Here is a 13,486-nt window from a genome sequence, read left to right as displayed (position 1 = left end):
GGGCCATGCACGATATGGGCGGAGATTCGGTTGCCATGTCGTGCTTGAAAAGAAGCATGAGCCGGCGGGAAGGGGAGAATGTTATGAGGGCGGGATTTGTGCAGTTTGAACCAGTATTCGGTAACGTTGAGCAGAATCTGAAAAAAGCGGAGGGCCTGATCAACGAGTTGAACGCGGAAGTGATCGTGCTTCCCGAACTCTTTAATACGGGCTATCTCTTTACCTCTCTCGATGAGGTTGGAAAAATCTCCGAGGAAATCCCTGATGGAAAAACGACGGAATTTCTTTGCCGGCTGGCTTCCCGGAACCAGTGCTGCATTGTCGGCGGGGTGGCGGAGCGGGACCATGGCCGCTTTTTTAACTCAGCCGTCGTGGTATCGCCTGAGGGGTACATGGGAACCTATCGGAAAATTCACCTCTTCAGTGAGGAAAAACTCTGGTTTCAGCCGGGGGATGAGGAGCCGGAAATTTATGATCTTGGGTGCTGCCGCATGGGGGTCATGATCTGCTTCGACTGGTTTTTCCCGGAAACCATGAGGATCCTTTCCCTGAAGGGGGCGGATCTGATCTGCCATTGCGCCAATCTGGTCCTGCCCTTCTGCCAGGACGGCATGAAGATCCGCTGCCTGGAAAATCATGTCTATGCCGTGACGGCCAATCGGACCGGACAGGACGATCGGAACGGCAAGACGCTTCAGTTCACGGGCAGAAGCCAGATTACCGGTCCCCGTGCCGATGTCCTCTATTCCGCCGGCCCGGTTGGAAATGAGGTCGGGGTTGCCGAACTTGACATTTCCCTGGCCAGGGACAAACATCTCAATCCGTTTAACCATCTTTATCGGGACAGGCGGGTCGAATGTTACCGGAGACTCTGTGAAGGTGAATCCTGAAATGGAGACGAACTATTTTTCCCCTTGAAAAAGAGAATTCTTTAGGATATAGCTTGCACCCGTAAAACGATGGGCGGTTAACTCAGCGGGAGAGTGCTACCTTCACACGGTAGAAGTCACTGGTTCAATCCCAGTACCGCCTACCATGAAGCGTTACGGGGTTATGGTATGTTCTGTAACCCCGTTTTTTATGTCTGCCACCGTTTGGGTCCATGTGAAAACATGGAATCTTCCAACCGGCGATCATTTTATTAAACAGCCGAAAATGCTGGAAGTCCAGTTCACATATGGAGAGCCTTCATAATAAGTTATGAAATTCCAAAAGATGAGGGACTCATCTTGGGAATTCAAGGCATAGAAGGGGCGGGCACTGTGCCCATCGACAGTTTCCGGGGATTTTATAATCATATATTGTTCCCACGTGTCTCCCTTCCTTACAAATCCAACCAAGTCTTTCCCGTATCCGTTTTCATCCGGGGGACTGGCAAATACCATATTCAAATACTTTCCATGAAGGGTAGCCATATTCGGATAAAAAAAACGGGCCGTTTCACAAACGGTTTCTGTCCGCCATTCACCGTCCTGGCGAAAATGATACAAAACGAAATCCTTGATATTCGGGTCAAACCTGTCCCGCGAGCCTCGATCCTGCGAATTGATGCTTACAAGAACAGGATTCCCGCGGGCATCCACTTTAATATCTGACAAATAGGTCCAGTCTTCCAGCCCGGGCGTATCATCGCTCTGATAAACGACATCTAACTTGTCCAATGTCAAGGGTTGCGAAACGATTTGTCCGTCGCTTTTTTCCCATTGGTCAAGAGGAACATCATAACAGATGTAGTAGATGTTCTTATAGCGCCTTAATCCGGGAGACGGATTATCATAGATGTAGCTGTTAAACGTAAAATGCAGTTTCGAACCAGCAGCATTTTTATTCACGGTGACATAAATGGATTCATGCGTGCCAGGATTGATGTCAACAAGCAATTTCGGCTCGCTCCAAGTCGTGCCGGCATCAATGCTTTCCCAAAAGTAGAAGGTGTTGGTGGCATTTGCCACAAACCTCTGCAGTCGGCAGAGCAGCCAGATTCGTCCATCCGCCAGTTCCATTAAACGTGGATAAGTGGCCTTGGTTGACCGAAGAGAAATCGTATTTTCCCAGGAGTCTATCGATTCCGGGAGCTTCGATCTCCTTAATTCCAGTCTCCCCTTTCCTGTCTTGTCGGATCCATGTTCTGCCGCAGCGACCAATAGTTTACCATTATGCTCAATGTGTCCCCCAACTTGCTTCTCCAAGACAATGACAGATGGATTCGCATGGTCATCGCCGAGCAACGTCCCACCGGAATTCCAACCCCAATCCTCCCATAGGATCACGGGATTGCCCGGCTGATTTTGGGAATGGTTCCAATACGCCAAAGAAATGCAATGATTGGAAGAATAATAACCAAAATAGGTTCTGTCGAAAGTTCCCTTATATCGATATGCCGGATAAGAACCTGAGGGGGACATGGTGAAAATGCCGTCTTCCACCAACTTGACGGATTTCATTTCGTGGGGAAGCTTGAGGCCGTAAACCGAATATTGACTGATGATTGCCAAGTCCAGATCGGTTCTGAGTCGTTTGTAACCGAGCCTTGTCCCATCGTTCTTCATAAACCAGAGGACGACCTGGCCGGTATCCGTGCTTCTCCAGAGGATGTCCGCGATTCCGTCCCTGTTGAAATCATGGGTTCCCGCGATGGTCCAATCCGGATTTTCTCTGAGGGGCTTGTCTCCGGCATGGTCGCCATCGGCTTTCATCAACCAGAGATTCACCTGGCCTGTAACGGCGTTTCTCCAGAGAATGTCGGGAATCTGGTCCCCATTGAAGTCATCGGACCCTGCTACTGTCCAGTCCAGATCGGTTCTGAGTCGTTTGTAACCGAGTCTTGTCCCATCGTTCTTCATAAACCAGAGGACGACCTGGCCGGTATCCGTGCTTCTCCAGAGGATGTCCGCGATTCCGTCCCTGTTGAAATCATGGGTTCCCGCGATGGTCCAATCCGGATTTTCTCTGAGGGGCTTGTCTCCGGCATGGTCGCCATCGGCTTTCATCAACCAGAGATTCACCTGGCCTGTAACGGCGTTTCTCCAGAGAATGTCGGGAATATGATCCCCATTGAAGTCATTCTGGGAAGCCTGGAGCAGTGAAGCGGCTTCAAAAAAAAGAAACAATGTTATTAGGGGAACCAATAAAGAATGTTTTACAGTAAACATGACATTCACAAACGTTTAAAGATAAAACCAGTCATGGCGGTAGAAAGCCCTGGGGTTATAACGGGGTGAGGGAATAAATTCCCGCAGACAACAAAAGGATATGGAAATCCATGAGCGGCAATGCCTGATTGGGCATCAGTGCCTGACCGCTCCAGGCTGACCGTCTTCCATCATAAGCACGGTTAATTTCTGAGTTCCGGTTTCACGAACAGGTAATACAGACGGCCTTCCCGGTATGTCTTTCCAGCCAGCCTTCCCGCCGTATCGCCTTGTCCCATGTAGACATCGCACCTCCCCGGTGCGCGGATGGCGCCGCCGGTGTCCTGATCCAGGGCAAAACCGGAGTATGGTTTCTGGAGGACATCGTTACCCGACGTCCGGGGCAGGGTAGTGGAAATGAATGTCAGCCCCGCTCGTGGGAAGATAGACTTGTCCGTGGCGATGGTCCGGTACGGAACGACCGGTTCATTGAGGGACCCCCGGGGCGGTCCGTCTGCTACCTGAAAGAAGACGAATCGTGGGTTTTGCCGGGTGTATTCTGAAATTTCATTGGGGTGGGCCTTGAAGTATTCGATCATGGCCGAGAGGCTCATCCGGTCTTCCGGTATCTTTCCGTCTTCAACCATCTTCTGGCCGATGCTCTGGTAGGGGTGACCGTTATTTGCGGCATAGCCGATCCCGACGAGCGAGCCGTCGGGCTGACGGATCATCGCCGATCCCTGCACATGGACGATAAAGACCTGAAACGGGTCGTCAAGCCACATGATTTCCCTGCCCTGCAGCATACCGGAATCTTCGAGTTCGGCACGCGGCGGATAGGGGACGATTCCGTCAACGGTGCGTCTGCCCAGCGTGACGCCCTCCGGGTTTTTCTCAAGATCTTCCGGCTGGCTGTAAAGGGGGTACTTGAAACGTCCGCTGGATTCCCTGGATCCGTCAAAGACCGGGGTGAAGTAGCCGGTGAAGAGCACGGTGCCCTTGTCGTCGCAGCCGACGGAGGCATAGACATCGAACTGTTCCCGGATGAGGGCATTGAGATCGGATCCCCTGTGGCCGGAATGAATGAGCTCTGCAAAGGCGTTCAGGCTCTCTTCCATGTGCTGATGAGTTATCTCCCCGTAGGGAAAGAACAGTTTGCTTGAAGGTTTCTTGAGATAGTTCAGGCTGTTGTGGATGGCCGTTTCCAGGTTGGACAGGTCCTCGCAGGCTTCGGTAAAGTCGGGGATCTCGGCTGGGTCGGTTATTTTCCGCAAGGCGAGTTGGCCCGACGGCAACTGCTTGGAGTATTTCTGCAGGGGCAACTCCTCTTCCTGGATCCGGGGTTGCGGCAATTCCTGCTTCGGGGGTTCCGTCGGGAAGGGTTCCAGAACGCGGGGTTTTTGACAGCCTGCCGCACACATTAAAAAGACGAAACAAAGGGCCAGAAAAATCCTTGCCTTCATGATCTTACCAACTTCCTTTCTTGAATCCGTTCATTTTGTGGAGAACTTCTCTTCTGGAAAAATCATTCTCTGATATCATAACAGGGCGGTGTTTTGTAAAGAAGATTTTGCTTCGGCAGCGGCCTGAATGGTACAACCATTGTCATTGACACATTAAAACCCTTAACCTATATTGGAAGCTGATGGTTGTGTGTCAGGGTGGTAACGCGGCTTTTATTCTGTTTTGTGGAGGAGGTAAGGTTATGAACCGTTTCTCGGCAATCTGTGCATTGGTGATGGCCGCTGTTCTGGCCGTTATGGTGGGAAATGCCTGTGCGGGTGCTCCCCCCCAGGCTGGTGGGACATTGCCCGATTTTGAACTGGCCGTGCCCCAGGATACAGCGGCTAGAAATTATCTTGGCCTTTCCCGCGGCCTGCCTTTCATGGGGAAGGGAACGTTCAAGGTTACGCAGATCAAGGCAGACGTCGTTATTCTGGAAATTTTCAGCATGTACTGCCCCCATTGCCAAGCGGAGGCGCCCACGGTGAACGCGCTTTATGAAAAAATTGAAAAGACGGTTTCCCTGCGGGGTAAAATCAAGATCATAGGGATCGGTGCAGGTAACAATGCCTATGAGGTGGACACGTTCAGGAAAAAATACCAGATTCCTTTTCCCCTCTTTGACGATGGAGACTTTGTCCTGCACAAAAAATTCGGAGAGGTTAGAACCCCCTATTTTATTGTGCTCCGGAACTATCCCAACGGTTCCTATCGGATTGTCTATTCAAAACTGGGGGCTTTCGGCAATGCCGACTCGTTTTTGAACCTGGTCATCAAACTGACCGGTATTTAATAAGAGGTGGATCATGGCAAAATATTTCAGGAGTGTTGCAGCGTTCTTTATGGCCGCCGCCCTGTTTCTCCTGTCCGGCCCGGCAGCCTACTGCCTGTCGGACGCCTTCAAGGACAATGTCTATGATAGGGGAAGCATGAAACCCGTCGACAGCGTGCTCAAGGTGAAAGTGGGCGACCCGGCTCCGGATTTCACCCTCAGGTCCCTTTCCGGGGAACTCGTTTCGCTCAGCGATTACCGGGGAAAAAAGAACGTGATGCTTTCCTTTATCCCCGCCGCATGGACTCCCGTCTGTTCCGATCAGTGGCCTGGCTATAATATCGTCAAGGACATTTTCGACAGCAATGATGCGGTCCTGCTGGGAATTTCGGTGGACAATATCCCGACGCTCTACTCCTGGACGAACCAGATGGGTCAGTTGTGGTTTCCCGTTCTTTCCGATTTCTATCCCCATGGCGAAGTCGCATCCAGGTTCGGGATCCTGCGTTCCGAAGGGATCGCTGAACGGGCCGTGTTTATCATCGATAAGCAGGGCATCATCCGATACATCCATGTCAAGGATATCAATCAGCGGCCGCCCCTGGAAGTCCTGGTTCGGGAGCTGGAAAAACTGCAGCAGCCGCCCGCCGGCGGCTTGAAATAAGCGAAAGGCCGCTCTGGGTCATGATGATGAAATGGCGTTCGCTTGAATTTTATTTCGAGACGTAAGAGAGATGTCCAGCATTCTTGTGATTGACGGGGATCATTCAGCCCTGGAAAAGATCAGGCACTTCCTGGCTAAGGAGGGGTATGAGACGTATACGGCCTCCACGGGAACGGACGGGTTGAATCTCTGCGTTCAGAAGTCACCGGATCTGGTCATTATGGATCTGGCCCTCTCCGATGTAGACGGACTGACGATTCTGGAGGAGCTGCTGGAGGAAAATGAACGGATCAAAGTGATTGCGATGATGTCCTGTCCGGAGATGGGAAGCATCGTTCGGGTCATGAAAATCGGCGCCTTCGATTACATCCATAAATCGGAGGATATGAGCGAGCTGTCTGCGTCGGTGAGAAAAGCGATGAGTACCCTGGATCTGGACAGGAGGACGGACCGGTTCTCCAGGGAATCCACCCTGGAATTCAGGAAGGGGGACATCATCGGCACCGGGAAGGACATGAGGGAAATCTTCAAGATGGTCGGAGTCATCTCCCAGAGCCGGACGACCGTCCTGATTGAAGGCGAGAGCGGCACGGGAAAAGAGCTTGTTGCCAAAGTCATTCACAGCCATACCTCACCCAATGAGCCCTTCATTGCCGTAAACTGTTCCGCCATTGTGGAGACGCTTCTGGAATCGGAACTGTTCGGCCACGAAAAAGGCTCGTTCACAAGCGCCTTCAACCGGCAGCTGGGAAAGTTCGAGCTGGCTCGTTACGGGACGCTCTTCCTCGATGAAATCAGTGAAATGTCCGTCAATCTCCAGGCCAAGCTGCTCCGGGTGCTCCAGGAAATGGAGTTTGAGCGCGTGGGAGGCAAGGATAAGGTGCATGTCCACGCCCGGGTCATAGCGGCGACGAACAAAAATCTTCGAACGCTGGTCCGGGAGGGGAAATTCCGCCCTGATCTTTTTTACCGGCTGAATATCGTCTCCATTAAAATGCCCCCCCTGAGGGAACGGCCGGAAGATCTTCCGCGGCTCGTTCAATATCTCCTGGCCAAGGTTAACCGGGACATCGGCCGAAGGATCCTGGGGGTGTCCGACGACGTGATGGAGGCGTTTCAAGGCCATGACTGGCCCGGAAACGTCCGGGAGCTGGAGAACCTGCTCGTACGCGCCGGCGTCATGGCCAAGGGCAGGATCCTGGAGAAAAGCGACTTTCCGGAACTTTTCGAAAAGCAGGACCTGTCCGGATCGGAGCAGACCTTCCGGCTCGAAGAGGGCGGAACGTCGTGCGAACTGCTGACCCTGGATGATGTGGAAGAGCAGCATATCCGGAAAATCCTGCAGCGTGAGAGAGGGAAAAACAAGGGGGAGCTTTGCGACATTCTGGGAATATCGCGTCCCACGCTGGAGCGCAAGCTGGAAAAATACGGCATTTCCTTTGAGCGTGACGGCTTTGACAGAAGCCTTGAAGAGGAAAGGCTTGCCGTCGAGGAAAAAGCCGGCCCATGAAAATTGTGACTGTGGATTTTGTAAAGAGTGCGACATCCCCTTCGGGCTATCCCCGGGAAAGTCTTCCCGAAGTGGCGTTTGCCGGCCGGTCGAACGTCGGCAAATCCTCGCTGATCAATGCCCTCGTCCAGAGAAAACGGCTGGCCCGGACCAGCAACACGCCGGGGCGGACGCAGTTGATCAATTTTTTCAACATCAACGATGAGCTGCTTTTTGTCGATCTTCCCGGATACGGTTTTGCCAGGGTGCCCGAAGCGGTCAAAAGAGAATGGGGCCCGATGGTTGAAACCTATCTGCGGGAGCGGGATTGTCTGAAGCTTGTTGTTTTGATCCTCGACATCCGCAGAGATCCGTCCGCTGAGGATCTTGCACTGAAGTCATGGCTGGATTTTTACGGTCGAAGGACGCTCTTTGTCCTGACAAAAATGGACAAGCTCTCCCGGGGGGAAAGCAAAAAAAGGCAGCGGGCCGTTAAGGAGCTTCTGAACCTTGACGCTGCGCCGATTCTTTTTTCTGCGAAGACCGGCCTGGGGAGGGACTCTGTCTGGGAGGCCATTCAGAGGCCGGCGTAATTCCGGAATCGAAGCCGCATGACAAAAACAAAAGCCACGCCCTTCACGTGAAGGACGTGGCTTTTGAAATTTTAAAGAGCCTTGAAATTAATGAGCTTCCCCCATGGCGCCGCCGATGTACATCATGGCCAGGAGCGTAAAGACCAGGGTCTGGATGAAGCAGATGAGGAGTTTCAGAATGAGAATCGGTACGGGAACAAGAAAGGGAGCCAGGATGAGCAACACGGCGATGACGATGTGACCACCCTCCATATTGCCGAAAAGTCGGATTGAGAGAGACACGGGACGGACGAGATGGCTGACGATCTCAATGGGGAGTATGAGGGGCGTCAGCCACCATACGGGCCCCATGAACTGTTTGATGTATTTGCCGCCGTGAACCTTGACCCCCATGATGTGAGTCAGGATAAAAACTACGATGGCCATGGCCGCATTGGTGTTCAGATTCGCCGTGGGGCTGCCGAAGCCGGGAACAAGGCCAAGGAGGTTGGATACGAGAATAAAAAGTGCGATGGTGGCGATGAGGGGGAAAAAGTTCTTTCCTTCATGCCCCATGGTGTCCGTAACTAATGAATCAAGCCCGCCAATGACGACTTCCATGAAATTCTGCAATTTACCCGGATACAGTTCCATCCCGCCCCTGACCAGCAAGCCGCCCAGGATCAGCAAGGCCATGACAAACCACGTGTAGGTTACGTGATCCGGGAAAAAGGGGTTTTGAAAAAACGACAGAGCATGCATTGTTTAACGAACCTCCTCAAAATTTTTTTTATGAAACGTCACGATGACGGTGAAAACGATGTTGATGATGACGATGGAAAGACCCAGGAGCAGGCCCAGAACGTCCGCTACGCGATAGGCAATGATGAAATAGAGAAGAACGGCGGTGACGGCAAGCCGGACGCCGTATTTGAGCAGGATGGATGATTTGGAGCCATCCATCAGGTGCTCGAACGTGTCGCGGAGATTCTGGTGGAGCCAGTAGAAATTGACGATGCTGATCAAGCCGCCCAGCAGGATCCCAAGCGAAAAGGAGAGGGACTTAAGGAAGGTGCTGCCGAGGAGAATAAAGCCCAGAACCACCCAGTTCGTGATTTCAAGTCTTCGCTGAAGAGGGGCTTTTTCTATCCGATTCACTTTTTTGTATCGTCCGTATCGGCCGACGATTTTTCATCGGCGGAATATTTTTTGATGATGTAATAAAGATTTCGAAAGCCGGCCGCAATGCCCAGGAGCAGGAAGATAATCGTAAAACGCAATCCCGTTCCGAATTGCTCGTCCAGGTATCTGCCCAGGTACAAGCAGCCGAAAATGGCAAGAACCATTCCGATGCCCACGCTGCTTGCGTAAGCCATGCGCATGAGGGTTTCTCTTGATTCTTTATCCATTCACGGTGGGCCTTCTATCACGAATCCGTTTATTAAGTCAATCAGAAAGCAGACGATTGACCCGTTAAAAACAAAAATTATTTGCTGCAGATGTTTTCTATGGAATCTCGTTAAGGCTCATCTCCCGGTTCCTCTGTTTAACATACCAGTCAATGGTTTTCCTCAAACCTTCACGGAAATCGGTTTTTGCCCGGAATCCGAATTCGTCGAAGGCCCGGCGGGTGTCCAGCATCCTTCGAGGCTGGCCATCCGGACGGGATGTGTCCCAGGCGATTCGGCCGGAAAAACCCGTCAACTCGGATACGAGCTCAACGAGATCCCGGATGGATATTTCAAAACCGGCTCCGATGTTGACCGGGTCGCCTTTGTCGTACTTTTCCGCGGCCAGGACGATGGCTTCCGCCGCATCCTCGACGTAAAGGAATTCCCGCGTGGCTTCGCCCGTGCCCCAGACGACGATTTCCTCCTCCTCCCGAAGACGTGCCTCGACGCACTTTTTGATCAGTGCCGGAATCACGTGGGAGGATCGGGGGTCAAAATTGTCCCCCGGCCCGTAGAGGTTGACCGGAAGCAGAAAAACGGCGTTGAAGCCGTACTGCTGCCTATAGGCCTGCGCCTGGACGAGCATCATTTTTTTCGCCAGTCCGTAAGGTGCGTTGGTCTCTTCCGGATACCCGTTCCACAGGTCTTCCTCTCTAAAGGGAACGGGGGCGAATTTGGGATACGCGCAGATCGTGCCGATGGCGACAAATTTTTCAACGCCCTGACGCCAGCCTTCATGGAGCAGCTGCGTGCCCATCATGAGATTTTCGTAGAACAGGGTCGCCGGAGCGGCCTGGTTGAACCCGATTCCCCCGACCCTTGCCGCCAGGTGAATGACGATATCCGGCTGGGTATCCCGGTACATCCTGAGGATGTCCGGGCGACGGGCCAGGTGGTATTCGGGAAGATCGGCGACGGCCAGGTGACGGCATCCCAGCTCTGCGAGGCGGAACAGGAGGTGTCTTCCCAGGAATCCCCTGCCGCCGGTAACGACGATGCGCTTTTGTGTAAAGTTCCGTTCCACAGGTCTTCCTTCAACCAAGGTGCGGATTCAGATTACAGGCATAGCCGGCGTCCAGGAGCGTTTTTTCTCTTCGAGCGAGCTCCAGGTCGGCGGCCGTCATCATGCGGATCAGTTCATCGAATCCGATTGTTGGCTCCCAATTGAGGCCCCGCCTGGCTTTCGAGGCATCGCCCAGGAGAACGTCCACTTCCGTAGGGCGGAAATAGCGGGGATCGATTTCCACATGCTGCTGATAGTCCAGATCGAGTTCCGAAAAAACCTTCTCGGCGAACTCTCGAACGGAGTGGGTTTCTCCCGTGGCAATGACGAAATCATCCGGATTGTCATGCTGAAGCATCAACCACATGGCCTTTACGTAGTCGCCGGCAAATCCCCAGTCCCTCCTGGCCTCCAGGTTGCCAAGATAAAGCTTGTCGCGCAGTCCCAGCTTGATCTGCGTCGCTCCCCGTGTGATTTTGCGGGTGACGAAGGTTTCTCCTCTCCTGGGGGATTCGTGGTTGAAAAGGATGCCGTTGCAGGCGAACAGGTTGTAGGCCTGCCGGTAATTCCGGACGATGTAATAGGCATAGACCTTGGCGGCGGCGTAAGGGCTCTGGGGCTGAAAGGAGGTGCCTTCGCTCTGCGGAGGGGGCGCCGAACCGAACATCTCGCTGGAGGAGGCCTGATAAAAACGCGCTTTGATGCCCGTTCTGCGAATCGCCTCCAGAAGCCGGAGCGTTCCCATCCCGGTGACGTCTCCCGTATATTCCGGCATGTCGAAACTGACGCGGACATGGCTTTGAGCGCCGAGGTGATAGATCTCGTCGGGGTTGATTTCGTAGAGCAGATCGGTCAGCTGGCCGGAAACGGACAGATCGCCGTAGTGCAGATACAGCCTGGCCTGGGGGTCGTGGAAGTCCTTGTAGAGATGATCGATCCGATCCGTGTTGAAGGTGCTGGAACGGCGGATCAGGCCGTGTATTTCATAGCCTTTTTCAAGGAGCAGCTCGGCCAGATAGGAGCCGTCCTGCCCCGTGATGCCGGTGATGAATGCTTTCTTCATAGTCCGCCTTTCATGGTTTCTATCGTTTCAGCGCATGCCTGGAGGGTTTTCTCCAGATCTTCATCGGAATGGGCGAAAGAGACAAAAGCCGCTTCAAAAGCGGAGGGTGCGAGGTAGATGCCCCGTTCCAGCATGCCCCTGAAGAATACGGCGTAACGGTCGGCATTGCTTGAACTGGCCGTTTCGTAGTTCACGACATCGTGGTCGGAGAAAAACAGGGTGAAGAGGGAGCCGGCGCGGTTGATGCGCAGAGGGATATCCGCCGCCCCGAAGAGGCGCTGAATTGCGTTGCACAGTTCTTCCGTACGATGGTTCAATGCGGCATAGTCATCCCGTCGGCTGCCCAGGATTTCAAGGGTGGCCAGGCCCGCCGCCATGGCCAGGGGGTTCCCGGAGAGGGTTCCTGCCTGGTATACGGGACCGGCAGGAGCCAGACAATCCATAATCGCCTGGCTGCCGCCGAAGGCGCCCACTGGAAGTCCTCCGCCGATGATCTTTCCCAGGCAGGTCAGGTCGGGTTCGATGCCGCAGAGATTCTGGAAGCCGCCGAAAGCAAGTCGAAATCCGGTAATCACCTCGTCAAAGATGAGGACGATTCCATGCTGGCGGGTCAGCTCCCGCAGCGTTTCCAGGAATCCCGGGGCGGGTTCGACGACGCCCATGTTGCCGGCTACCGGTTCGACAATGACGCAGGCCAGCTCTTTTCCATGGCGATCCAGCGCCGCCCGGAAGGCCTCGGTCGAGTTGTAGGGAAGGGTGATCGTCAATTCAGCAAGGCAGGCCGGCACACCGGGGCTGCCGGGGATTCCCAGGGTGGCAATGCCGGAGCCGGCTTTGACCAGGAGCGAATCGGCGTGCCCATGGTAGCATCCCTCGAATTTGAGGATCTTTTCCCTGCCCGTGTAGCCGCGGGCCAGTCGGATGGCGCTCATCGCCGCTTCCGTTCCGGAGCTGACCATGCGGATCTTTTCGATGGAGGGGAAGGCGTCGATGATCGTTTTGGCCAGAGCGATCTCCTGGACCGTCGGTGCCCCGTAGCTCGTCCCTCGTTCAACGGCCTTCCGGATCGCTTCCTGCACCTGCGGATGGGCGTGCCCGAGAATCATCGGTCCCCAGGATCCGACATAATCAATATATTCCCGCCCGTCGACGTCGAAGATCCGGGATCCCGAGGCCCGGTCGATGAAGCGGGGAATCCCGCCGACAGAACGGAAGGCCCTCACGGGGCTGTTGACCCCACCCGGCAATAGTTTCTCTGCGGTTTCAAACAAGTCCTCCGATCTGGATCTCATCATTCTCCCCCGTCTTTTTCCGGAATTTCAGCCGGAAAATAGGTCATGCTGCTCTTTTTATATTCCCTGTCACTGGTAAGGATCTGATAGTCATCCAGGTTTGCCGCTTCCGCCATCCTCCGGATCGAAGAAGGGATGTCCGCCGTTTTGAGATGAACCATGGTGAAAAGATTGTACTTCCCTTCGAAGGGGGGCGTTCGCTCGTAACAGTGGGAAACCTCCGGTAAGGAGGCCAGACGTTCTCCCGCGCTTTCGATAAGGCGCTCCGGAACGGCCCAGACCACCATGGCGTTCTGCGTGAATCCCACCTGGCGATGGCGGAGAATGGCCCCGAATTTCCTCAGGATTCCCCTATCCTGCAACTGTCGGATGATCCGAACCACGTCATCGTCCGACAGGTTCATCTCTTTTCCCAGGGCGGTGAAGGGGCGGGAAGTCACGGGAATGTCACCCTGAAGTGCCTGAAGAATCTTCTTTTCTTCCGATGTCAGAACGGCTGTCTCCCCTTTTTTCATCGTCTTGGGCATGAACATCTCCTCCCGAAGA

At 53.8% G+C, this 13,486-nt stretch carries 14 protein-coding genes and 1 tRNA gene; 6 read left to right on the top strand and 9 right to left on the bottom strand.

The window, feature by feature from the left end; translation table 11 throughout:
- The first annotated feature begins 98 nt into the window (after positions 1-98).
- Both ACJ77P_RS10470 and ACJ77P_RS10465 read left to right on the top strand, forming a co-directional pair.
- Positions 99-890, top strand: coding sequence for a nitrilase-related carbon-nitrogen hydrolase (locus tag ACJ77P_RS10470; RefSeq protein ID WP_367360289.1), 792 nt, complete (start codon positions 99-101; stop codon positions 888-890).
- Between the two features lie 71 nt (positions 891-961).
- Positions 962-1,036: transfer RNA gene (locus ACJ77P_RS10465), tRNA-Val, on the top strand.
- 97 nt (positions 1,037-1,133) lie between these two features.
- Here the strand turns inward: ACJ77P_RS10465 and ACJ77P_RS10460 are convergent.
- Both ACJ77P_RS10460 and ACJ77P_RS10455 read right to left on the bottom strand, forming a co-directional pair.
- Entirely contained in the window at positions 1,134-3,152 is a 2,019-nt protein-coding gene (locus ACJ77P_RS10460; RefSeq protein ID WP_408999424.1) for a BNR-4 repeat-containing protein, read from the bottom strand.
- 182 nt (positions 3,153-3,334) lie between these two features.
- Positions 3,335-4,594, bottom strand: a complete 1,260-nt coding sequence (locus ACJ77P_RS10455; RefSeq protein ID WP_408998186.1) for a murein transglycosylase A — start codon at positions 4,592-4,594, stop codon at positions 3,335-3,337.
- A gap of 242 nt (positions 4,595-4,836) precedes the next feature.
- Here ACJ77P_RS10455 and ACJ77P_RS10450 point away from each other — a divergent pair, with 242 nt between their 5' ends.
- From ACJ77P_RS10450 to yihA, 4 genes are all read left to right on the top strand, one after another.
- Positions 4,837-5,427 (top strand): peroxiredoxin, encoded by a 591-nt coding sequence (locus ACJ77P_RS10450; RefSeq protein ID WP_367360285.1) that lies wholly within the window; start codon positions 4,837-4,839, stop codon positions 5,425-5,427.
- 13 nt (positions 5,428-5,440) lie between these two features.
- Entirely contained in the window at positions 5,441-6,070 is a 630-nt protein-coding gene (locus ACJ77P_RS10445; RefSeq protein WP_408998185.1) for a peroxiredoxin, read from the top strand.
- 70 nt (positions 6,071-6,140) lie between these two features.
- The gene (locus ACJ77P_RS10440; RefSeq protein ID WP_408998184.1) at positions 6,141-7,580 is read left to right on the top strand and encodes a sigma-54-dependent transcriptional regulator; all 1,440 of its coding nucleotides are present in this window, start codon (positions 6,141-6,143) and stop codon (positions 7,578-7,580) included.
- Positions 7,577-8,152, top strand: coding sequence for a ribosome biogenesis GTP-binding protein YihA/YsxC (yihA, locus tag ACJ77P_RS10435; protein ID WP_408998183.1), 576 nt, complete (start codon positions 7,577-7,579; stop codon positions 8,150-8,152). The genes ACJ77P_RS10440 and yihA overlap by 4 nt, the downstream gene beginning before the upstream one ends.
- 87 nt (positions 8,153-8,239) lie before the next feature.
- On the opposite strand, the gene atpB is transcribed toward yihA, so the two are convergent.
- From atpB to ACJ77P_RS10400, 7 genes are all read right to left on the bottom strand, one after another.
- Positions 8,240-8,893, bottom strand: coding sequence for a F0F1 ATP synthase subunit A (atpB, locus tag ACJ77P_RS10430; RefSeq protein ID WP_408998182.1), 654 nt, complete (start codon positions 8,891-8,893; stop codon positions 8,240-8,242).
- A gap of 3 nt (positions 8,894-8,896) precedes the next feature.
- Positions 8,897-9,289: an ATP synthase subunit I gene (locus ACJ77P_RS10425; protein ID WP_367360280.1), complete on the bottom strand. Its 393-nt coding sequence runs from the start codon at positions 9,287-9,289 to the stop codon at positions 8,897-8,899.
- Positions 9,286-9,540 carry an AtpZ/AtpI family protein gene (locus tag ACJ77P_RS10420; RefSeq protein WP_367360279.1) on the bottom strand — a complete coding sequence of 85 codons (255 nt, stop codon included), beginning with the start codon at positions 9,538-9,540 and terminating at the stop codon, positions 9,286-9,288. Before ACJ77P_RS10420 ends, ACJ77P_RS10425 begins: the two co-directional genes overlap by 4 nt.
- Positions 9,541-9,637: 97 nt before the next feature.
- On the bottom strand, positions 9,638-10,606 hold the full coding sequence (locus ACJ77P_RS10415; RefSeq protein WP_367360278.1) for a GDP-L-fucose synthase family protein: 969 nt from the start codon (positions 10,604-10,606) through the stop codon (positions 9,638-9,640).
- 10 nt (positions 10,607-10,616) lie between these two features.
- A complete protein-coding gene (gene gmd, locus ACJ77P_RS10410; protein WP_408998181.1) occupies positions 10,617-11,648 on the bottom strand; it encodes a GDP-mannose 4,6-dehydratase in 1,032 nt (343 codons plus the stop codon).
- Positions 11,645-12,943: a glutamate-1-semialdehyde 2,1-aminomutase gene (hemL, locus tag ACJ77P_RS10405; protein ID WP_367360276.1), complete on the bottom strand. Its 1,299-nt coding sequence runs from the start codon at positions 12,941-12,943 to the stop codon at positions 11,645-11,647. The genes gmd and hemL overlap by 4 nt, the downstream gene beginning before the upstream one ends.
- Complete coding sequence (locus ACJ77P_RS10400; RefSeq protein WP_408998180.1) at positions 12,940-13,467, bottom strand: Lrp/AsnC family transcriptional regulator; 528 nt, start codon at positions 13,465-13,467, stop codon at positions 12,940-12,942. Before ACJ77P_RS10400 ends, hemL begins: the two co-directional genes overlap by 4 nt.
- Between the last annotated feature and the right edge of the window lie 19 nt (positions 13,468-13,486).

This window comes from Syntrophus buswellii (assembly GCF_046097065.1).
Taxonomy (GTDB): Bacteria; Desulfobacterota; Syntrophia; order Syntrophales; family Syntrophaceae; genus Syntrophus; species Syntrophus buswellii.
The sequence above is the reverse complement of the archived record's forward strand: the minus strand, read 5'-3'. Positions and strand labels throughout refer to the sequence as shown.

Coding starts and splice junctions, on each gene's coding strand:
- ACJ77P_RS10460 (WP_408999424.1), bottom strand. CDS start 3,152: ATGTTTACTGTAAAACATTCTTTATTGGTTCCCCTAATAACATTGTTT.
- ACJ77P_RS10455 (WP_408998186.1), bottom strand. CDS start 4,594: ATGAAGGCAAGGATTTTTCTGGCCCTTTGTTTCGTCTTTTTAATGTGT.
- ACJ77P_RS10450 (WP_367360285.1), top strand. CDS start 4,837: ATGAACCGTTTCTCGGCAATCTGTGCATTGGTGATGGCCGCTGTTCTG.
- ACJ77P_RS10445 (WP_408998185.1), top strand. CDS start 5,441: ATGGCAAAATATTTCAGGAGTGTTGCAGCGTTCTTTATGGCCGCCGCC.
- ACJ77P_RS10440 (WP_408998184.1), top strand. CDS start 6,141: ATGTCCAGCATTCTTGTGATTGACGGGGATCATTCAGCCCTGGAAAAG.
- yihA (WP_408998183.1), top strand. CDS start 7,577: ATGAAAATTGTGACTGTGGATTTTGTAAAGAGTGCGACATCCCCTTCG.
- atpB (WP_408998182.1), bottom strand. CDS start 8,893: ATGCATGCTCTGTCGTTTTTTCAAAACCCCTTTTTCCCGGATCACGTA.
- ACJ77P_RS10420 (WP_367360279.1), bottom strand. CDS start 9,540: ATGGATAAAGAATCAAGAGAAACCCTCATGCGCATGGCTTACGCAAGC.
- gmd (WP_408998181.1), bottom strand. CDS start 11,648: ATGAAGAAAGCATTCATCACCGGCATCACGGGGCAGGACGGCTCCTAT.
- hemL (WP_367360276.1), bottom strand. CDS start 12,943: ATGATGAGATCCAGATCGGAGGACTTGTTTGAAACCGCAGAGAAACTA.
- ACJ77P_RS10400 (WP_408998180.1), bottom strand. CDS start 13,467: ATGCCCAAGACGATGAAAAAAGGGGAGACAGCCGTTCTGACATCGGAA.